A 20,903-nucleotide genomic window follows, 5' to 3' on the forward strand; every position below is an offset into this window, starting at 1 on the left:
TGATGCGAAGAAGAAATGTCTATAGCGACAATGAGGCCTACGACGAGATCAACGTCACCCCGCTGCTTGATCTCGCCTGGACCCTGCTCGTGGTGTTTATCATCGCGATCACCGCCTCGGTTCAAGGCATCAAGGTCAACCTGCCGCAGGCGAGCGAAACTCCGAGTCTTGAGAAACCGAAGACCAAGGCGATCACTATCCAGTCCGGCGGCCAGATATATCTTGATGCCTATCCGGTAACCATCGACCAGCTTGAATCGGCGCTTCGCCAGTACAAGGCCGCCGATCCCGACCTGCCGGTGATCGTCAAGGGAGACGCCGAAGTCCAGTACCGGAAAATAATTGCGGTCCTGGATGTGATCCAGAGGCTCGAAATCTCTCAGCTGGGTCTGGTGACCCAGAATATCGTCAAGTAAGCCCGACGGGGACAGTGCGGATTCGATGGATACGAAAAAACAAAAAAAAGGCAAACGAAAGATCTGGCTGATGGCCGGCGGCATCGCCATCCTGCTCGTCGTGCTGAGCGGGTTGGCGCTCAAACAGCTGATGGTCGATGACCGTCGGCAGGACAAGCGCCGTATCCAGGTGGTAACCTTGATGCCTCCACCGCCTCCCCCGAAGGTCGAACCGCCTCCCGAACCTGAGAAAAAGGAGGAGGTTATCGAAGAAAAACCGGAAGAGGCGGTCGCCGACGAGATCGACGACTCCATGGAGGACATGCCGTCAAGCGATGAACTCGGCCTTGATACGGATGCCACCGGCAGTGGTGATAATTTCGGTCTGCGCGCCAAGAAAGGAGGCCAGTCGATTATCGGTGGCAGTGAGGAGGTGTACAAATGGTACACGAGCCTCTACAGCACCGACCTGCAAAAAATTTTCAACGAGATCATCCAGAAGGCCGGCGGTCTTCCCGACGGAGAATTTAAGGCAACTGTGAAAGTGACCATCGACGGGAACGGTCGGATCATCGATTACCGGATCATCAGCCCATCGGGCAACCGGAAGATGGACGCCGCTGTTGAAAATACCCTGCAGACCGCCGAGATCAGCGAGCCGCCACCGCCCGGAATGCCGAAAACCATGAAATTCAGCATCTCCTCAAAGAGCTGATTTTACAAAACTACCAAGGAGCGCTAAAGCAAATGTTTCATCACAAGCTGGTTGTCGGAGGTCTTGTTGCAGGCCTCTCTTTATTGATGGTATTCACCTTGGCCAATGGCGCTGAAAATGAGAAAAACGCCCTTGATCCTCACGCATTGATCGAACTGCTGAAGGAAAAAAATATCATCAGCGACCAGGAGGCTGAAAAGCTGATCCTGCGCAACAGTGGCGGCCAGGCTCAGGCCGTCACCCCGGTGATCACCAACGCCGACCGTTATCTGGAAGAGATCACCGATCATGTGGTCCGGAATATCGAGGAAGATGTCGGCCGAAAGATCAAAAACGAGATCAAAGACGAGCTGGCACGGGAGATAAAAGTAGAGGCCTATACCTCCTCTGTTCCCGGCTGGGCGAAAAGGCTGAAGATTGCTGGTGACATCAGGCTCCGTTACCAGGCGGACTACCTTGCCGACAGCAATGCGGATTTTCTCTCGCCAAGTGAGCCAACCACCCCGCTGAACAGCACCCATGACCGACACCGTTTCCGCTACAGGTCGAGGCTCGGCGTTACCGGCAAGATCAACAATCAGGTCACGACCGAGATAAGACTTGCAACCGGCAACGAGAGCGATCCGGTTTCAACAAACGACACCCTTGGAGACTATTCCAACAAAGACTCGCTTACCCTTGATCGCGCCTACCTGAAATGGGACCTTGTTCCTGAGACAAATCTCTGGACCGGCGACTGGCATTTCCAGGGCGGGAGAATGCCGAATCCCTTTATGGCAACCGATCTTGTCTGGGACGGTGATCTGCATTTCGAAGGTCTCGCGACTACTGCAATGATCCCGGTGACCCTGACCTCAAAAACCTATATCAATCTCGGCACCTTTCCCCTTCAGGAAGTTGAACTGACCCAGAAGGACAAATGGCTTTTCGCCGGGCAGGTCGGCTATTCCTATGAAAAGCTGTCTTTCTTCACCTTCACCCTGGGAGTCGGATACTATGATTACCATAATATCGAAGGAAAAATGAATACCGCGGGCAACACCCTGAACGATTATACCGCACCACCCTTCCAGCAGAAGGGTAATGCCATATTTGACATCAATCCGCTCCCCGGCAACGACAATGTCAAAATCGCCCTCGCCATGGATTATGACGAACTCGATATCATCTCATCCCTGGATATCAGCCTTTTCGAGCCGGTCCATATCATATTGACCGGCAACTATGTAAAGAACCTCGCCTACGACCATGAGGAAATCCTCGCCAGGACGGGGCTTTCGGTTCCGGAAGAAATCGAGGGGTACCAGTTCGTCTTCACTGCCGGACATCTGAAAATGCGGGAACTCGGCGACTGGAAAACCACCTTTACCTATAAGTATCTCGAAGCGGACGCGGTCCTTGATGCCTTCACCGACTCCGACTTTCACCTCGGAGGGACCAACGCCAAAGGGTGGTCAATCGGCCTGGATGTCGGTCTCGCGCCGAACTTCTGGTTTTCGGGAAAATGGCTCACCAGTGATGAAATCGCCGGTCCGCAGTTTTCGGTCGATACCCTGCAGGTCAACCTCAATGCCAGATTCTGATGATCGGCTGTCTCAATCCACGACTACTTCTATTACGAGCTGAAAAATGACCCGGACCAAAAAAATCATCATCTGGATACTTGCTGCGGCAATAAATATCTGGGGCATCGGCTATCTCGGCTACGGGAACCATACCCTCAAACAGGGGAATAACACCCTGCGGCATGAACTGGATAAATCCGAAGCCAAAGCAGATCTTCTGAAAAAGAAATACAGCACCGAACGCGCCCTGGCCGAGGGAATGCTGCGGACAAAACAGCTGGCGGAGAGCCGGATCGCCGCCCTGCAGACGGATATTGCCGGCCTGGAAACTGAGAAAAGCAAATTGGCTGTTCAGATCGAGTCGTTGAATGCACGGATCGAGGAAAACAAAACACGGTATAGCGAAGTCATTGAACAGCACAAGGAACGGTTTGCCACCCTGAAAACCCAGTATCTCGAACTCCAGGAAAAGAGCAGAAAAGAGCTTCTGGAAAGAAACGACACGATCGCCGAACTCACCGAAAGAAAGGCGATCCTCCAGTCCTCGCTGAACCGGGAAGAGCACCTGCACAAACGCTGCCGGAGGAACAACAACGCCCTGGCCGATCTTGGCGAGGAACTGATTGAACAATACAAGAACAAGGGCGTGGTCAAGGCGATAACGACCACTGAACCTTTTACCGGCCGAAAGATGGTCGAACTCGAACAGCTGGTCCAGGAGTACCGGGACGTGATCGACCGGGAAAGACTGGAACAATAGCCCGGGTTGACCGGTTCCGGTTTCAATCCGGACGGAGAACGAAAGATGAAGAGATATCTATCCATTGGCGCCTTTCTCCTTGTAACCCTGCTCATTCCGGGGCCTGGCGCGCATGGCAAACCCCACCGGACCAACCACTCGGAAGATGCGTTGCAGATGGCTGTGAGCAACAATCTCATTGACATTGCAGCTGATTCAGCCCCGCTAATTTCACTCCTGGAAGAACTCGCCGGTCTGACGGATATCGAAATATATACCGACACCCGGATATTCAATCACGAGCGGGTATCAATTCGGGCAGAGGACTGGACAATCACCCAGGTCCTCAACAGCCTTTTGAAAGGATACAACTTCGTGGTCGTGTTCCCGTTCAACGATCGGGGGGGGAGACTGGACGCCTTCGCCCCCTCTTATGACGGGAACATTCCGGAGATGACGGGGCAAATAAAACCGGGAAAACCCGGACGGACATTCTCCGGGGCGGGAAAGCCGCAAACCGCCGCCGTTCTCCGGAGTCATCCCTCGACAGAGGCCGGAAACCGGCACGCCCGGCTGACCGGGGTGTCGACCCCTCTCGTTTCCGCCGTTCCCACCGGAACCAATGCCGATCCGTCTACCGCACTGAGCCCCGGCCGGACATCCGCCACAACCTTTTCGTCGGGAACCCTGGCCGCTTCCTTCCGGGAAAAATCGGCCGTTCCGGCCACAAACCATGAGGTTCCGGACATCTCGATCGATTTTCCGGAAGAGGACCCGACCGATCAGAAGACCACCAACCGGATCAACTTCATCTACAGCCAGATCGCCCGATTGGAAGAGAATATCAAGAGTGGCTATTCGGATAAATGGTATGCGGAATGGACCAAATTGAAAGACCCCCGCCAGGTGCAGCACGACAAGGATATCCTCCTTGCCTACGTCAAGGAACTCGAAACACTCGAGAAATAAGCGGGCGCCCCGTCATTTTAAAGAACGTGGAGATGGTGAAATTTCATTCACTTTTAACTGAAAATTAATATTCCGGCAGTACGATTCATTGCAAACAATCATCGGAGTGAACAAATGCTTAAAAAGAGTCTCGGGTTGATACAAATCACTGCATCACTTTTGCTCGTTTCCATTTTATCCAGCGGCTGCGCCGGGATGAACAAAAGCCTGCTCTCTTCGGATCCCGTCATCAGTGAATCCACCAGAATCCATAAGACAATTTCCGAATTACACCTGGAATTCAATGATCTGGTTGAAGGGTTCGTTCTCGCCAATGATGTAGTCTGCCTGAAGAAAATTCCCCATGTGATCTCTGAAGCAAAGCTCTATGTTGAGCGGGCACGGAAACTTCATGAGCTGCAGCGATATTACCCGGAAGGCATCTCCTATCACCGCTGGAAACACACCGGGGACAACGTGGAAATGGGGAACCGTCGACTGTTCGAGATGATGATGCAATACGCTGATGTCCAGATGACCTATTCCGACAAAACCGATGCCCTGCTCACCTACAGGGAGATCATCAGCACCTTCGGCGACAAAAAGTATGATCGGTATCAGATCCTGGCTCAGCTCCGGCTGGATGAAATTGAAAACCGTTCCCAGGCCATTCGAGCGGCCTCACTCCACCAGCCGGAAGCTGTTTTAAGACCATGAACGGGGATGCCCATGAAAAAGCAATGGTTCACTTTTCTTGGCATCTTCCTTTGCCTTTTCATCCTCTTCCAGCTCCTGTTCATATCCTCGATACGAGGGTCCGGGACATACCTGTCATTCATTCACCTGATCACCGTCAAACCTGGCGCCTTTCTGATCGGGATCCTGATCCCCGATGAAAAAATCCTCGTCAGCGGTCTGCAGATTCTGTCCAGAAATACCGGCCTTAAAATTCTGAACGGCTGTGAGGGGATCGAAGGATTTCTGCTGATTACCTGTGGCATCCTCTCTTACCAGGCTTCGTTGTGGAAGAAGCTTGTCGGGGTATCGGCAGGCCTGCTCCTCATGGAGAGCCTAAACCTCATGCGGGTTGTCTCCCTTTTTTTCACTCTCAGACAACAAAAGCCTCTCTTTTCACTATTGCACGGCTATGTCTGGCCGACCCTGATTCTTGCCATCGGCACCCTTTATTTTCTCTGGTGGTCCGATAATGTCACCCCCGTTGAGACCGATGCAGCCTGATCGCATACCGTCCCCGGCAGAGAATACCCTCACCGGAAAGGTTCTCATATTTTTCCCCCTGGCGCTCCTGGCAACTTTTGTGGCCGGGGATCTCATGGTGCAGATATTTCTCCCATTGTATAAATCGGTTCTGCCCCTGTTCACCGACCATTTCCAGGCCGTCTCTTTATATGTGCAGAACAACGGAATTGAACAAAGCATCTGCTTGAAGGCAGAGCTGATCGCTCCCTTTCCGGAACGGTCTCCACAATTTTTCCCCGGAACGGTTCTCACCGGCTCAACCCTTGCCGGCAACGCCATGCAGCACCTTGTGGTGTTTCTCACCATAGGCGCCACATCGCTCACTTCCCTGCCTGGGAAATGTCCGCTTTTTGCAGCGCTTCTCACGGGCTTTATTCTGGTCCAGTGCCTCGATATACCGCCGGTTCTGCTCGGCAGCATGGAGGAGCTTCTGCACAGCCGTATTCCGGACGGAAACGTTCAGGTTTCACCGTCGGTCCTCTGGATGCACTTCCTGAACGGGGGCGGCCGCCCGGCGCTCTCTTTCATAACCGCGATTCTGCCGGTTGTTCCGGCCATTCAAGCCGGCAGATTCAGGAACCGGTCGGGGAACTGAAACAATGCAGGCAAAAATCTTGATCTCCGTAACCTGCACGCTCTTCATCCTTCTTTCCGGCAAGGTTTACCCGGGACATGCCGCAATGAATACCTTCAAGTTTTCCGGAAAGTTTCCACCGCAGGTCATTCAGCGGATAACGGACGGAGAGATCAGGGACCTCATAGTTCTTTTTGATGATACGGGCGTAGAGAGTCCCCGTTCTCCCGCCGGGAGATCTCTTCGCAAAATGAGGCTGAAACAGGTCAAACTGAACGCGTTGCAACAGCTGCCGCCCGGCAAATTCCGGACATTGAGAGACTACTCCCAGCTGCCGCTGTCCCATCTGGAATTTGCTTCTCTTGAGGCCTTGCAGGCACTCGATACTATACCGGGCGTGCAGGCGGTCTTTGAAAACACCCCTCTTCACCTGCACCTTGCGGAAAGCATCCCCCTTCTCCGTCGACCCTCGACATTCGATTACGGTTTCACCGGTGAGAACACTTCCGTCGGGATAGTCGATACCGGGGTTGATTTCACCCGGTCCGCTTTCGGATCATGCACTGCGCCGGGAGTGCCGGCCGACTGCCGGGTGGTCGCCAATGTGGACATCGCGCCGGAAGACCATACTCCGGACGCCCATGGCCACGGTTCCAATGTGGCCGGGATCGTTGTCGGAACAGCGGATAAGACAGGGGTCATCGCGCTTGACGTTTTTGACGGTTTGTCATCATCGGACGTTTACGTCCTCGGCGCCATCAACTGGGCCATTGAAAACCAGACCACCTATCACATCGCGGCGCTCAACATCAGCCTCGGCAACGGGGTCGAATATGCCACGGCCTGTTCCAACCGCTTCACCAATCCCTATGTTTCTGCGGCCCAATCGGCGACAGCGGCGGGAATCATTCTGGTCGCCTCAGCCGGCAACGAGAATTATACCAACGGCCTGTCGCGACCGGCCTGTACCCCGGACATCGTCTCCGTCGGCGCCGTTTATGACAACAATATCGGAGGGCGACAATGGTCAGTCTGCACCGACAGCACAACACAAGCCGACCAGGTCCCATGCTTCTCGAACAGCGCTTCCTACCTCGACATCCTGGCCCCGGGAGCCTTGATCACTGCCGGAGGTTCCACTATGGGCGGGACTTCGCAGGCCGCTCCCCATGTAGCCGGTGCGCTGGCCATAGTAAAATCGGCCTTTCCCGGTTTGAGCACCTCCGATGCGGTATACCGTCTGGTCCTGACCGGGATCCCGGTGACCGATCCGAAAAGCGGCGTCACCACTCCGCGCCTGGACCTTTATGCAGCGCTTGAGCCATACACTTACGACGAGATACCAATGTTGCCCATCTGGGGAATTCTCGCCTTCGGCGGACTGATCGCAGCCTCGGCCGGAAGAACGCTACGGAAAAAAAATGTCCGGGCTTAAAACCATTTTGGTCGAACTGTTGAATGAATCGGTTATTCCGACCGGTCTTCACAAATTTCTTTGAAGAACCTCCCGGTCAGGCGCTCAAGCAATGCGGGATTGCTCTTGTCATCCTCGAAGACCACGGTTTCCCCATTCGGCCCGGCCCCGAGATAGGCCTTGCTGTGCCTGAGGAAGTTCATGGTTTCAAAGCTGTTGCTGCTCTTCACCGAGCCGAGAACGTACAGCCTATTTCGGTAGCGCCAGACAAAATAGTCGGCACACGAACTGATGATCAGTTCCGGGTTGCGCAGTTGATGTTCCTCGACCAGCCTGGTGACAAAGTCAGGGTCCTTCACGTTGACCTCGAAAACCACGGTCTCACCGTTTGGTCCGGCATCGAAAAGCGTTTTGGTGTACGGGAGATGCTTCAACGAGGCAAACATCCTGTTGGTATAGAAGTTCCCGATCACGAAAAAACGTTCATGATACTTCCAGAAAAAATATGAATCGGACCAATGCTTGAGCAGCTTGGGTGATTCGTTGAAAGTGTTTTCCAATCGGGAGAACAGGGAGGGATCGTTTTCATCGGCCTCAATAAAAACCGTTTCCCCGAGCGGCCCCGCCTTGTCAAGCTTTCTGCTGCTTGCGAAGACTCCATCTTCCAGGAGCTGCGTCCTTCCCTCCTCGGTCCCGGCAATGAATAAACTGGTCCGTGAACGGTAGACCGAGTATGAATCTCCTGCGGAATCGACCAGGACCATCTCCCGGTTCCCTTCACCCAAACAGATATCGGCCTCTGGTCGTTCATAAACGAAATAGGTCTTCTCCATTGCACAGCCCGAAGCCATCAACAATACCAACAAATACAGGGTCTTTCTGAACATGCACTCACTGCTCCTTCTGTTTTCTGTATTTTTTTTGGGGCCAGGCCTGATCAGTCAGGCACATACTCTGCGAGCAAAGGCCAGAGTGAGACCAGAAAACCGTCGAGGGCGTCCCGCGACTCATTGAGGTCCTCGGCCCCGACCACCTCAACCCTGACAAGAGCGCCATCGGTCCGGCTCCTGGTCATTGCGCTCCAGATCAGATGCACCTTATGAAGCCAGGGGCTCGTGATGATCTTGCCGCCGGACAAGAAGAAATAGGATCCGAGCATATTGTAGTCATCTTTCTTAAGGGTCATGGTTCTGATGGTGATCATCTGGTCATCGGTTACCTTAACCCCCACGTTTCCGGAATCCACCATCGACCACCCGCCTCCGAGCAGGCAGGACTGCGGCGCATGAGCGGTGTGGCGTGTTCCCTGATACCGGTAGTAGGGAATCAGGAGATATATTTTTTGCCGGGGGTCCTTCTTCCTGGTGAAAACACCGTTGATATAGTCATCCGCCCACAGCTCGTTCATGATTTCCTTGGAGAGATACCGGCGCTCCCCCTCCCATTCCCCAACCACCATCGGGAAGTCGTCAAACATTTTCCTTTCCGGAGACGTCAACAGATGGGGGACCCTCTGCAACATGAATCCGCTGCCGAGAAATATCAGGAGGAAGATCGCGGTCAAGGCTGATTTCAGGGAGAGACTGCGGTTACGCCCACCCTTGTCCGCTGTGGGGACCACTTTCTGCTCCGACCCGATCTTTTTAAGAAGCAATGCGCAGAAGAAGAGGCCGATCCCCCCGCTCAGAAATATGAGCAGTCCGGTAAAATCGTGAAAGAAATTCTCAGCCAGTTCCGCATGCCCGTTTACGATCAGAACACCGGTCACCAGAATCCTGATACTGTTTATGCCCACTGATATCGGCAGTACCAGGGCCACAATTATTGCCCGCCGCCACCAGCCGCTGACAAAGAAATGTCCGATCAGCAATGACATCAGAAACATCGGCATCACATAGCGAAGACCGCTGCACGCATCGACCACCTGGAGTTGCTGCACCCCAAGATCAATGATGTTGCCATCCTGGAAGACACTGGTGCCGGTCAGCCGCAGCAGATTGACTGAAAGGGAACTTGAGATCATCTTCAGATTGAAGGTCAGCATCTTATTGATATACGGAGGAAGCGGGACAATAAATGACAGGATCACCAGGGGAAAAACAAGATTCCCGATTCTTTTTCCGTAGAGGAGCGCCACAACACTGACCATGCCCATCCATAACCCAACATAGAGGAGCGTCTCCACCGAACCGAGTTCGCCGATGAAAATAAAGAGCGCAGCGGTGAGCGCCGGGATGACCGCCGGTGGCCACCACGAAAACTCGTTGAACCGAAAATGATCTTTCTTTTCCCAGCACAGATAGACGAATAACGGCAGGACCAGAAAACAATAGTCGTCATCGCCGGTGTTCCAGCGAACAAGGAGTTTCTCAATTGACGACCAGCAACCGACCGCAAACGACAGGAAGATGAGGCCGGGAAAAAGCATTTCAACGAGATTTTTTTTCTCGACGGGTACTTGGGATTTCAAAACAGCCCTCAAATTTAATTCTGATCACCATCGTCGTATTTCAGCCATTTCATGACCGCAAACCAATACCATATCAGGCAAGTCGGAAAGTTGAGTTTACGATAAAACAGCCTGTTCTCCCAGGCAGGGCCTTGAGAGCGCTTTCTCATAAACATACAGAGTCTGGTGGGCAATCCGGCGCCAGTTATAGCACCGCCTGACCTGATCAATCATTTCCGCCCTCTCCGATTCGCGCACCGCAACCTCAAGATGCGCGGCCATCATTTCTCGCAGATTATCGACATCCCCGGTCCTGAAATACCGGTCCTGTTCGAGACCGACTTCAATGTTGGCCGGAATGTCGGAAACCAGGACCGGCAGTCCGTAGCTCATTGCTTCCAGCAATGCAATGGGCAGCCCCTCATGATATGAAGGAAGAACAAACAGCCTGGCATGACTGAATATTTGATTCAGGTCGTCGCCGGTCACATATCCGGGCATCACAATTCTGCCGTCCTCTGCAGCGCGCCGTTTCAAGGCGGCGCTATAATCCGAGCCATGGTCGGCATCGCCGGCAATGACCAGCCGACAGACCGTATCAAGTTTCCCGTACGCCTCAACAAGATCAGTCAACCCTTTTTCGGGGACAAGCCTCGCCACCGCCAGGATATACCTTTCAGGTTCCACCCCGATGCTTTTCAGGAAACCGGTATCATGACTTTTTCCCCTGACCTCGACCCCATTCCAGATGAGATTGCTTTCCTTGTTGCATCGATCACTGACAATACCGGCTATCACCCTGGAAATAACGATGACCTCATTGGCAAAACGCCCTCCTAGATATTCCCCCAACTTCAATATTTTCCTGGCCAGCGCCCCCCATTTCTGCCGGTCATAATCGGGACCATGGTTGGTTACCACAACCTTCAGTCCGAGGAGTCTGGCCAGTGGCACAAAAAGACTCGGTCCGACCGCATGGAGGTGCAGGATGTCGGGGCTGACAAGGCGAGCGTGGAGGACAGCGAGAAAGGTGTGGACAATGGCCTCTAATGCCTTGATCCGGGGCGCATAAATCCTTACCAGTCTGATCCCGGACCACTCCCTGAGATCTTTCCGGACATAAGACGACCTGTTGGCCACGATAACCTCATGGCCCATTTTGAAAAGCAACGGATAGAGTTTTTGGCAATGACTCTCAACTCCTCCCGGGATATCCGGAACTCCTCGAGTACCAGCGACATAAATTTTCATACGGTTGTCCCAATAGGCTTGTGCGGCATTATAAGATTCAGTTATCGCAACGAGTAGACAGGCTATGAGACTCATTTCTATCTTCCTTGTGTTCAATATTGGTTAACGTTCTGAACATTTATCGTTAATTTTCTGTCCGTTCTAACCCTCGGCAAGCTCGGAGGACCCTTTGCTGCGGCAGGAAATAAACAGACACTTTCTCAAGAGTGGAGGAGATCCACACGAGGAAGTGGGCAATGGCAGGGAAGAGGAAGAATTATCCGCAGGAATTCAGGGATGCTTCGGTGATGCCGGGGAGGGAACAGGGGTACAAAACAATAGAGGCAGCGGGGATTACTTGACCACCTCGGAGTACACTGTTTTTTCAGAAGCAAATGTCTCTGCTGTAAAGTGAAAGCGGACAGAAATCCGCTGGGAGAGGTGCAAAAATTTCCGGCTGTCTACCCTCATTCTCAGTCCCGGCTGTCCCACCAGGATGATGTTGGGCAGATGCTGCCCCCCTTCCTGGAGATTTGAAAGCATCCTGATCTCCTCAAGGAGATCATCCGCAAGGCTCCGGTTCTCATCAATGATCAGAAATGTTGCCGCACCACCCTTGTATCTTCGCCGGAGAAAGTCGTGAATGATTTCCAGTTTTTTCACCTTGCCGGGTTCGTCGGCCTCCAGCGAGAATTCATTGCGAATCGAGTCGATGAACCGGTTCTGATCATGGTTGTTGTATACTGAGCGACAAACTGCACTTTCCGGGGCATCCGGCTCAATGCGTTATCCGGTTCAGGACCAGACCGATAATTTTCTCCCGGTCGAACAGCCCGAGGGCCCTCTTGATGTCCCTGCGTGATGTTTTGCCGACGGAAACAACCATAACAATGCCGTCAACAAAGGGGGAAAATGCTAAGGCATCAGCCCTGTCCAGCACCGGCGGCACATCAAACAGGACATAACGTTCCTCGTATCTGTTCTTCATTTCATCAACCAGGTGTCCCATTCGTTTTGATCCGAGAAATTCGGTGCTGTCAGGAAGATCTTGGCCGCCTGAGATGACCGTAAGCTTTTCTATCCCCGGCCAGACGATGAGTTCGGAAAGGGCCTTGTTATCCGTCAGATAATCGGCAAGACCCATCCGTGATTCATACCCGAAGCATTTATGGATCTTCTGGCTGCGAAGGTCGCAATCAACCAGCAGGACGGTCTGATGGAGTTCCCTGGCAAAGGTCACGGCCAGGTTAGCCGAGGTCAGGGAGGAGCCGTCACCTTCTCTCACCCCGGTGATCATGATGGTATTTTTGCGATCCCCCTCGGTTTTCTGCTGAATCTGTTTTTTCAGCATCTTGTAGGAATTCGTTGCCTCGGCATCGGGGAAAATGCTGACGCACCGGTTCTTCTCGAGGACATCCGGAACAAAGCGAACGTGGCGGGATTTACTGTATTCCGGCAGATTCACCACCGCGTCAAATGCCGATCCGTCTTCACCGCCTGCTGCCTTTTGCCCGGGTGTTTCTGCAAACATGTTGCCCCGATTCGCCTTTGCCTTATCAAGTGTTGCCTGAATTTTCATTCTCTCCGTCCTTTGTCACGATTATTTTGGATATGCCTGTCAATGATTCTCCGGTTTACTGCGCTTGACCTTTTCTATATGGCCACACGCCGCATAAATTTCGCCATCACGATATCAATATCCATCACTAAGAAATGAACCAGAAGTAAGCTGCAGACACCGATTACCAGAACCGCCAAGCCGAGATTCAATTTCCTGGTTTTATAATGTTTTGCATCCTCCTGAGTCACAATTTGCGGGATCATCGCCAGTACCGGGATATCCGTCAATGAAGTGAGCGAATCAATGTTCCAGATGCTGGGGTCCGTCTGTTCCCGGAAAACAGCCAGCCCGACGCCGGTAATACCCCCGACGACAACACCTATGAAAATGATCATCCAGACATTTGGCTTGTAGGGTTTTTCAGGGACCACTGCCGGATCGATCAGGGTGAACCTTTCGCCCTTGTGCTCTCTTTCAAGCCCCTTGGCAACATTCGCCTCCATATACTTGCCCATCAAATCGTCATATTTGGTCCGGGTATTGTCTCTTTCGCCGAGAAGGGCCTGATATTGACTCTGCACCGCCGGGGTTGCGGCAAGCCGACGATTGAACTCATTCTTCTGCTTTTCATACTCCGTCATCTGCCTTTCCAGTGAACCGATCTCCGTCCGGATTCCGGAGAGCTGGGTTGCAAAGTTGATATAGACGGGGTTGTCCGGTCGACCCACAGCTTCCTTGTCGCTCAGTTTTTGCTCAAGTTGTTCTTCCAGTTCGGTGATCTCAGCGCGCAATAAAATCACATCGGGATATTCCTTTGAAAAAGTCGTCTGCAGGTGGAGCAGCTTATCCTGAAGTTCCTCAAGCCGTCTCTTGTCCTCAAGTATCGGATCTACTGAAGCCAGCTGAATCTGCAACTCCCCCTCCCGTTCCTTGAGGCTGCTGAGCCTCGCCAGAGTTCGTTCAATATTCAATTCGACATTATTGATACTCTGCATGTTCACCTGGAAAAGTTCCGGGAGCTCGTTGACATGGTCCTCCTTGAAGGTCGCAATCGTGTCTTCCATCCGGGCAAGATCCGCTTTCACCCGCGTGAGTTCGTCTTCAAAGAATTCGCTCGCCTCCCGGACCTGCTTTTCCCGGACCTTGATGTTTTCCTCCAGGTACAAAGATGCGAGGACATTGGCAACGCGGTATATCTTCTCAGGGTTGTCGTTCCCCTGGTAGGAGAGGGTGAATGCAATGGTCGCAATCGTTGGTCGGCCCGTTCGCCGGTCAACGACTTCAACATCGACCTGCGAAAGCTCGATATCGTCACGCATCTGCTCGATAATCTCCTCTTTCGTCCAGGTATCTTTCAGGTCTTCGTAAAGACCGAACTCATCAATGATCGCCATCAACCTGGTCGCGCTCATGATCCTCTGATTGATCACCTGCAGGCGCTGCTCGGCAAAACTGGTGACCGTCGTCATCACGTATTCCAACGGGATCTCCTGCTGCTCGATGAGGATGGTGGACGTTGCTCTATAGACTCGGGGAGTAAACAGCGCCACCAGTATCGAGCAGGTGAGAATGACGAAAAAAGGAATGGCCAGGCTCCATTTCCTTCTTTTCAGAATTGCCAGGTAGTCTTTCAATGATTTCATGTTCAGAGTTTCCAAAACTTCCCCCAAAAGTTGATGATGAGTTTTCCACGGTTCAGATATTTAGAACCGCCCAATAACCGGCATCGACCAGTAAAGTCTGATCGCGACCTGATTTCGTTCCTTGTCGAGACTTTCGTCCTTGTCCTTGATGAATGTGTAGAGATATGACGCCTCCACGAATACGTTGTCCCTGATCTCATACGATATGCGCGGAGTCACGTGGTAATGATGTTCATTGACATCGCGGGAATGAAAGCCGGTATCGCTCCGGTTGCGATAGTACCTGAAGACTCCACCGTACCGGATTTTCTTCGCGGGTCTATGTTCGTAAAGAAGCTTGAAGGTGATTCTGTCGACCGTACCGTCACGTCCTGAAACCGCTTCCTCACTCCGGGAAAGAACGGATGAAAATTTATTATAGAAACCCTTCCTGTTTAAAGTACCGTAGATATAAGTCCCCCACTTTTCCTCAAGCTCTTCGTTGTCCGTGCCGTAATGTGTCCTGATGTAATTCGGGCCCAGGGAGAAACCAAGGTCCCAGAGCTCATTGAGCTGATGGGCCAGCCCCAGCGACAACAGCGAATTGGAGATCGTGCTGTTCCGGTAGTCATATTCAGTATACGTGCATGCAACCTGTCCAACGGTGCTGTTGATCAGGTTGCTGATGCCGTGCGCCCAACCGGTGGAAACCGACCTTGAGACAAAATCGACATACTCCGGATCGTCATAATCTTCCTCATCGTAGGCCAGAGTCAGATTAATCGTTGATATTTCCGAAGTATTCCAATCGAGGCGGGTGGAATATTTTTCCTTTTCGCGGACCGCTGTCCCGGTGGTCATCCCGGTCAGTTCCAGGTCTCTGTCGATCTTCGAGTCTTTTTTGTATTCAGCGGTAAACCCTGTTGTGAGAACCCGCGACAGGGCATGACTGAAATCGAGGGATGCCTGTCGATCAACCGCATTGTATTCATCGTGATCCGCATACCAGTATGCATCGAATTTTCCACTCAGGACCGCTTCAGTTCTTTCAGTACTCAGGGATACCTTGAGTGAAGGGATCACCGATGAGATATAATCGCCTTCGGTATCGACACCGTCCAGGATCAGATTATCGTTGTATTCTTCCCTGGCCTCAACACCCGGGGTTATTTCATAGGCTGCGGCCCGGGCATCCTCCACCGGAAGTAAAGTTGTAATTGCAGACAGGACGCAGAGCATTATCAGTTTTTTCATCGGGTTATGGAACGACTATGGTGTCGCCTCTGGTCAGCATCACATTCTGTTCGAGGTTTTCACCCTTGACCACCTCACCATAATCAAATTCCAGGATCTGCAGTCCGGCGGCGGTGTGCCTCATGACTTTGATGTCGTCTTCATCGGCGAAGGGGGTCAGCCCTCTGGCCATGGCCAGCGCCTGAAGGATATTGATATTGTTGTTCAGGATGAACATCCCCGGTGCATTGACCCTGCCGATCACATAGATCAGTAAACTGTTCACCTTCTCTACCGAGACCGAGAGAACCGGGGCATTGATATACACTCCGAGTCTCTTCCTGATCTCTTCTTCGATCTGATCAACCTTTTTCCCCGCTGCGGTCATCTTGCCGATTAATGGAACAGAAACCGTTCCATCGGGCAGGACCGGCAGGCTTCGAGAGATTTCTTCATTCTTCCAGACCATGATCTTGAGAAGGTCTCCGGCCCCGATGAGATAATCCCCGGGCTGATACATTGTCTCCCCTGCGGTGTCATCGGCAGTGACAACATTCGTTTCCGGTTGCGCCAAAGCGGGATTTCCCGAAGCAATCAGGACCACGCCGATTAACATGATGATTGACCGTAAAAACCCTTGCTGCATCAGATATCTCCTAATGTATGTAAGTTCATGTTTTGATTCCGGAGGCTCAGGAGAGAAGCTTGAATATTTTTTTCGCTTCTTCCAGACCCTGGAAATCCTGTTCACTTTCAATCGCAGTCTTAAGTCGCATGCGGGCAAGTTCTCTTTCACCACTGGCATGCAGGACCATGCCCAGGTGATAGTTCAGAACGGGCTGCAATGGATTCTTCTGCAATGCTTCCTCCAGATGGGCTCTGGCCTTGTCCTGTTGACCGATTTTGTGATATACCCAACCGACCGTATCCAGGACTGTTGCCGATCCAGGGTTCAGCTTGAGTGCCGTGCGGGCAACTTCAAGGGCCCGCTCACGACCTTCTTTACTGTCTGAATATTCGACCAGCAGAAAGGCAAGATTGTTCGCCAACAGCCAGTTCCCGGGCAGCTCCTTCATTCCGTCCTCATAGGTCCGCAACGCCTTGTCGATTTCGCCGTTCTGCTCATGGATGACCCCCAGCGCGAAATAGGCCGCCGAGTTGCCGGGATTCTTGTCCAGAGACTCGCGATATTTTCCGATCGCCTTCTCTGTCTGTCCCCGGCGGAGATACAGGGTTGCCAGATTGTTGTAGGGCTCCTGCCAGTCCGGTCTGTTTGCAATCGCCCCCTGAAACATCTTTTCAGCGGGATCATATTTTTTCTGGGCCAGATAGAGACGACCGAGAATATCCATCGCCGCAACATCATCCGGATGGCTGGCCAGCCGGTCGGTACAGAGTTTTTCAGCCTTTCCGAAATTCTTCATCCCGGTATGGATTTTGACCAAATAGTCAAGGATTACCGGAGAATATCCCGTTTTCTCGTAGCCTCTTTCGAGATACTTCAATGCCTTGTCATTTTGTTTTCGATTCAGGTATATATTTGCCAGCGGGATATAGGGTCTCTCAAAATCGGGCATCTTGTCGACCATGCCCTCGTAGATGCGCAGGGCCTGACTTTCCTTGCCGTTCAGAACATACAATGCCGCCTGCTCCAGGAGAGGCTCTATCCTGTCAGGCGCCATTGTAACAACTTCTTCGAGATATTTTTCCGCGCTCTGATAATCACCTCGGTTTTTGGCAATCGAACTCAACATCAACAATATGCTCGGATTGCTCCCCACCTCTTCGAGGGCATTTTTAAGTACGTTTTCGGACAATTCCACCTGTCGGTCGCTAAGATGTGCGCTTGCCAGCCGAATATGCCCCTCTACGAAATCCGGCTTTTCCTTGACCACATAGCGGAATTCCGAAACAGCTTTTTCACCATGCCCCCTGGCCATGTATATGTTGCCCTTGGTGAAACGCCCCATGATACTTTTCGGATTTTCTTCCACCGCTTTGGCAACATGTTTTTCCGCAAGTTCCAGGTCCCCCTGCTGAAAGTAAATTTCCGCAAGCTCGGTATGAGCCCTGATATTACCAGGATTGGCCGGGTCGTCATCAAGGGTAAGAGCGGTCTTCAGCGCCTCAATGGCCTTATCGATCTCTCCTTGCTGCAGGTACAACTCTTTTCTGTGAAATCGCAGGGTGTAACTTTTCGGGTTCAGTTGAATCGCTTTTTCAAGTATTTCCTCGGCGTGGACCATGTCGTTTTCCCCGATGTAGAACTGGGATACTGCGGACCAGTGCTTATCGTTTTCCCGATCTTCTTGCAAAAAAGCATTCAGGACCTCTTCCGCTTCAGCTTTTTTGTTAATCTTCCGGAAAAAATGGGCCAGGGAAATTTTATGCCCCGGGTTTCCTGGTTCAAGTTCAATGATGTTCTTCAGGATTTCTGTGGCCCGATCATTATCGTTCAGGTTCGAATATTTCCCGGCGAGCAGTTTAAGGAGCAGAATCGAATCGGGATTTCTCGCGATTCCTTCCTCAAGAACCGCAATGGCGCTCTTTTCATCAGCGGTTTTTTCATTCGTGTTGGCCAGGAGAACATAGAGGTCCGGGGTGGCATTCCCGTCCTTCTCAAGTTTATTCAGAATATCCTGTGCCTCACCGACTTTACCCTGCTTGATCAGCAGGGCTGCATGCAACAACCGGGTTTTTTGGTTTGCCGGATCTTTGGCAAGGACCAGATTGACCTTTTCATATGCCTTGTCGATTGCATTGGCGGTGAGATAAATCTTCCCGAGTTCAATCTGTGCCTCGATATTTTCAGGATCAAGATCAACCGTTTTCATGAAGTACCGGAAAGCTTTCTGGGGATTATTTTCCTTCAGTGCGACCATTCCAGCCATGAAGTATGCATCGGTATACTTGGGGTCGATCTGCATGGCGTTCCTGAATTCAATATCAGCTTTCTGATACTCTCCCTGGGTGTAATAATTCATTCCCCGATCATAGAATTTGACTCTCTTCTGCTCGGGACTCGCACATCCGAAAACCATGAAAAGCAAGATCAGCCATCCACAGTGTTTTAAATATTTTTTTGCTTTAATAGTCATTTGCTTCACCAATATGATCAGGATTATCGGAACGCTTCACAAGGCTATCCTCAACCTTACGCCGCACCTTTTCTGAGCAGGATCACCCACACTGTTTTGAGCAAAATTTTCAGATCATCAACAAAATGCCAGTCATCAAGATATTTGCAATCAAGCGCAACAACCTTTTCAAAGTCGGTGATCTTGTTACGGCCTGAGACTTGCCACATTCCGGTTATACCAGGCTTCGCGGCGATTCTTTTCAGATGCTCCGTCTGATATTTTTCAACTTCATCAAGAGTCGGGGGGCGCGTTCCAACCAGGCTCATCTCACCCTTCAGGACATTGATAAACTGGGGGAACTCGTCAAGGGATGTCTTTCTGAGCCATTTTCCGACCCTGGTTATCCTTGGATCATTTTCGATTTTAAACATCAATCCGCCCATCTCGTTTTGCGCAAGCAGCTCACGCTTGATTTTCTCCGCATCCTCACCCATCGTCCTGAACTTGTAGAGATTAAAAGTCCGCCCGTGCTTCCCCTTTCTCTTCTGGGAAAATATTACCGGACCCGGTGAATCAAGCTTAATTGCAACTGCTATGAAAGGGTAGATGACCACCAATATGATGAAGCCGACAAGGCCTCCGAGGATGTCCAGACCTCTTTTGTATAGCAGTCCATGCGCATCAAAGCTTTCAATGTTAAAGGTGATAAAGGGGATGTTCTGGCAATGTTCCACTGAAACTGATGGGCCGGCAGGGCTCCACAGTGAAGGGAGAATGCGAACCGGGGTCCCGGTTTTTCTGCAGAGGTCAAGATAGCCGCCGAAATCAAGTTTGACATCAGCGTTGAGGGCAAAAACCACTTCATCAATCGGTCTGGATTTCAGGAGGGATGGCAGGTCCTCAAGCATCCCGATAACATTTTCCTGACCTAGATCCTTCCCGTCGAGAGCCAGAAAACCGATGACGTCGTGTCCCCAGCTCAACTGATTTTTCAGAAGATCGGTAACAATCCCCCTTCTCTCCTGGCTCCCGACTATCACGATCTGCCTGCTGTGAAACCTTTTAGCGGATAAACTTCTGGTCAGGAACCTTGCCATAAACCTCATCATGATTATGGACAGGGAAGTCAGAATCGTAAAAATGAGGATGAATGTCCTCGGGTCAACCTCAAAACCGATGGTTATAACAAAAGTATTTAACAGGAGAAACTGGATGATCCCCGCCTTGATGACCGACAGAAATATATTTAAGTTCGAGAGCTGGGATTTTTCGCCATACAGCTCAAATCGACCCAGGAGGTAATTATTGACAAAGATGATTACCATCACCGAAGTGATGAAGATAAAACCTTCGGTATATGAATCACGATAATAATAATCCAGGTAGTACGCAGCATACCCGGATGCGATCACGCACATCGCATCGACCGCCATTAACCCGGTATTGATGATATATACCTGTTGCTGTAACATTCGAAAAAAACCCCGACCCTACCATCTGTAAATTTATTTCACGAGTCCCTGCCCCCGTCATACCTCGTCCATATATGTTGATGTTCAGAGCTTCTCTATTTAAATGAGGCGAATTAGGATATTGTATTTTTAAAGTTAAACTTTAATTAAATTCGATCAGAACCTGAAACCAATCCGGACCCCATAAAAAGGTTTTCGGAATGAACCGGTGACAATTTGCCGTCCACACAGGATTGCGGCCCTCAGGGCAAGTTGCTCTAAAATGGATCGCCATCGATAGTGAAGAGCTGCTTGATTTCTACTTTTCCTTCGATTTCGGCGGTTCCGGCACCAGGGCGGATGCCATGGGAATCAAGGTGGAAGGGAATTACTGGTTTAAAGACGAGGAAGGCTCCACCCAGACCGGAGCCTGGAAGGATGACGGCGATATCTGCGAGATCACCAGGGGCTACCGGCGTTCGGAATCAGGATACGTCCGGGCAGTACGCCCATAGGGGGGGGCAAGAAACCACTGATTCACGGTTCTTCGTTGTAAACCTCAGGGGTGTGCCTGACGATCTCGGCATCGATCAGATAGATCACGTCTTCAGCGATATTGGTCGCGTGATCGGCTATTCTTTCCAGATGCCGACCGGCGGTGACCGCC

Annotated in this window: 21 protein-coding genes; 10 read left to right on the forward strand and 11 right to left on the reverse strand. The window is 51.6% G+C overall.

Annotated features, from left to right (window positions below):
• The first annotated feature begins 2 nt into the window (after nt 1–2).
• From KKG35_01830 to KKG35_01870, 9 genes are all read left to right on the forward strand, one after another.
• Nucleotides 3–416: a biopolymer transporter ExbD gene (locus KKG35_01830; GenBank protein ID MBU1736857.1), complete on the forward strand. Its 414-nt coding sequence runs from the start codon at nt 3–5 to the stop codon at nt 414–416.
• Between the two features lie 25 nt (nt 417–441).
• Nucleotides 442–1,110 (forward strand): TonB C-terminal domain-containing protein, encoded by a 669-nt coding sequence (locus KKG35_01835; GenBank protein ID MBU1736858.1) that lies wholly within the window; start codon nt 442–444, stop codon nt 1,108–1,110.
• A 32-nt stretch (nt 1,111–1,142) separates the two neighbouring features.
• On the forward strand, nt 1,143–2,693 hold the full coding sequence (locus KKG35_01840) for a putative porin (GenBank protein ID MBU1736859.1): 1,551 nt from the start codon (nt 1,143–1,145) through the stop codon (nt 2,691–2,693).
• 46 nt (nt 2,694–2,739) lie between these two features.
• Entirely contained in the window at nt 2,740–3,435 is a 696-nt protein-coding gene (locus tag KKG35_01845) for a hypothetical protein (GenBank protein ID MBU1736860.1), read from the forward strand.
• 45 nt (nt 3,436–3,480) lie between these two features.
• On the forward strand, nt 3,481–4,383 hold the full coding sequence (locus KKG35_01850) for a hypothetical protein (GenBank protein ID MBU1736861.1): 903 nt from the start codon (nt 3,481–3,483) through the stop codon (nt 4,381–4,383).
• A gap of 114 nt (nt 4,384–4,497) precedes the next feature.
• Entirely contained in the window at nt 4,498–5,079 is a 582-nt protein-coding gene (locus tag KKG35_01855; GenBank protein MBU1736862.1) for a hypothetical protein, read from the forward strand.
• Between the two features lie 12 nt (nt 5,080–5,091).
• Nucleotides 5,092–5,601: a hypothetical protein gene (locus KKG35_01860; GenBank protein MBU1736863.1), complete on the forward strand. Its 510-nt coding sequence runs from the start codon at nt 5,092–5,094 to the stop codon at nt 5,599–5,601.
• Complete coding sequence (locus tag KKG35_01865; GenBank protein ID MBU1736864.1) at nt 5,591–6,217, forward strand: hypothetical protein; 627 nt, start codon at nt 5,591–5,593, stop codon at nt 6,215–6,217. The genes KKG35_01860 and KKG35_01865 overlap by 11 nt, the downstream gene beginning before the upstream one ends.
• Before the next feature lie 4 nt (nt 6,218–6,221).
• The gene (locus KKG35_01870; GenBank protein MBU1736865.1) at nt 6,222–7,631 is read left to right on the forward strand and encodes a S8 family serine peptidase; all 1,410 of its coding nucleotides are present in this window, start codon (nt 6,222–6,224) and stop codon (nt 7,629–7,631) included.
• Between the two features lie 32 nt (nt 7,632–7,663).
• On the opposite strand, the gene KKG35_01875 is transcribed toward KKG35_01870, so the two are convergent.
• The 10 genes from KKG35_01875 to KKG35_01920 form a co-directional block, all read right to left on the reverse strand.
• The gene (locus tag KKG35_01875; GenBank protein ID MBU1736866.1) at nt 7,664–8,497 is read right to left on the reverse strand and encodes a hypothetical protein; all 834 of its coding nucleotides are present in this window, start codon (nt 8,495–8,497) and stop codon (nt 7,664–7,666) included.
• A 50-nt stretch (nt 8,498–8,547) separates the two neighbouring features.
• Nucleotides 8,548–10,080, reverse strand: a complete 1,533-nt coding sequence (locus tag KKG35_01880) for an EpsI family protein (protein MBU1736867.1) — start codon at nt 10,078–10,080, stop codon at nt 8,548–8,550.
• Nucleotides 10,081–10,176: 96 nt separating this feature from the next.
• Complete coding sequence (locus tag KKG35_01885) at nt 10,177–11,310, reverse strand: glycosyltransferase family 4 protein (protein MBU1736868.1); 1,134 nt, start codon at nt 11,308–11,310, stop codon at nt 10,177–10,179.
• A gap of 333 nt (nt 11,311–11,643) precedes the next feature.
• Complete coding sequence (locus tag KKG35_01890; protein MBU1736869.1) at nt 11,644–12,072, reverse strand: ATP-binding protein; 429 nt, start codon at nt 12,070–12,072, stop codon at nt 11,644–11,646.
• Nucleotides 12,068–12,868 (reverse strand): CpsD/CapB family tyrosine-protein kinase, encoded by an 801-nt coding sequence (locus KKG35_01895; GenBank protein ID MBU1736870.1) that lies wholly within the window; start codon nt 12,866–12,868, stop codon nt 12,068–12,070. The genes KKG35_01890 and KKG35_01895 overlap by 5 nt, the downstream gene beginning before the upstream one ends.
• Nucleotides 12,869–12,942: 74 nt before the next feature.
• Nucleotides 12,943–14,493 carry a chain-length determining protein gene (locus KKG35_01900; GenBank protein ID MBU1736871.1) on the reverse strand — a complete coding sequence of 517 codons (1,551 nt, stop codon included), beginning with the start codon at nt 14,491–14,493 and terminating at the stop codon, nt 12,943–12,945.
• Nucleotides 14,494–14,553: 60 nt separating this feature from the next.
• Nucleotides 14,554–15,726 (reverse strand): hypothetical protein, encoded by a 1,173-nt coding sequence (locus KKG35_01905; GenBank protein ID MBU1736872.1) that lies wholly within the window; start codon nt 15,724–15,726, stop codon nt 14,554–14,556.
• A 4-nt stretch (nt 15,727–15,730) separates the two neighbouring features.
• Nucleotides 15,731–16,351 carry a polysaccharide export protein gene (locus KKG35_01910; protein MBU1736873.1) on the reverse strand — a complete coding sequence of 207 codons (621 nt, stop codon included), beginning with the start codon at nt 16,349–16,351 and terminating at the stop codon, nt 15,731–15,733.
• A gap of 46 nt (nt 16,352–16,397) precedes the next feature.
• Nucleotides 16,398–18,803: a tetratricopeptide repeat protein gene (locus KKG35_01915; protein MBU1736874.1), complete on the reverse strand. Its 2,406-nt coding sequence runs from the start codon at nt 18,801–18,803 to the stop codon at nt 16,398–16,400.
• Nucleotides 18,804–18,859: 56 nt separating this feature from the next.
• On the reverse strand, nt 18,860–20,257 hold the full coding sequence (locus tag KKG35_01920; GenBank protein ID MBU1736875.1) for a sugar transferase: 1,398 nt from the start codon (nt 20,255–20,257) through the stop codon (nt 18,860–18,862).
• 233 nt (nt 20,258–20,490) lie between these two features.
• Between KKG35_01920 and KKG35_01925 the strand changes: the two genes are divergently transcribed.
• Complete coding sequence (locus KKG35_01925; GenBank protein ID MBU1736876.1) at nt 20,491–20,751, forward strand: hypothetical protein; 261 nt, start codon at nt 20,491–20,493, stop codon at nt 20,749–20,751.
• Nucleotides 20,752–20,773: 22 nt separating this feature from the next.
• Here the strand turns inward: KKG35_01925 and KKG35_01930 are convergent.
• A partial coding sequence (locus KKG35_01930; protein MBU1736877.1) for a phosphate transport system regulatory protein PhoU occupies nt 20,774–20,903 on the reverse strand: 130 nt, incomplete at its 5' end.

The organism is Pseudomonadota bacterium (genome assembly GCA_018823285.1).
Classification (GTDB): Bacteria; Desulfobacterota; Desulfobulbia; order Desulfobulbales; family JAGXFP01; genus JAHJIQ01.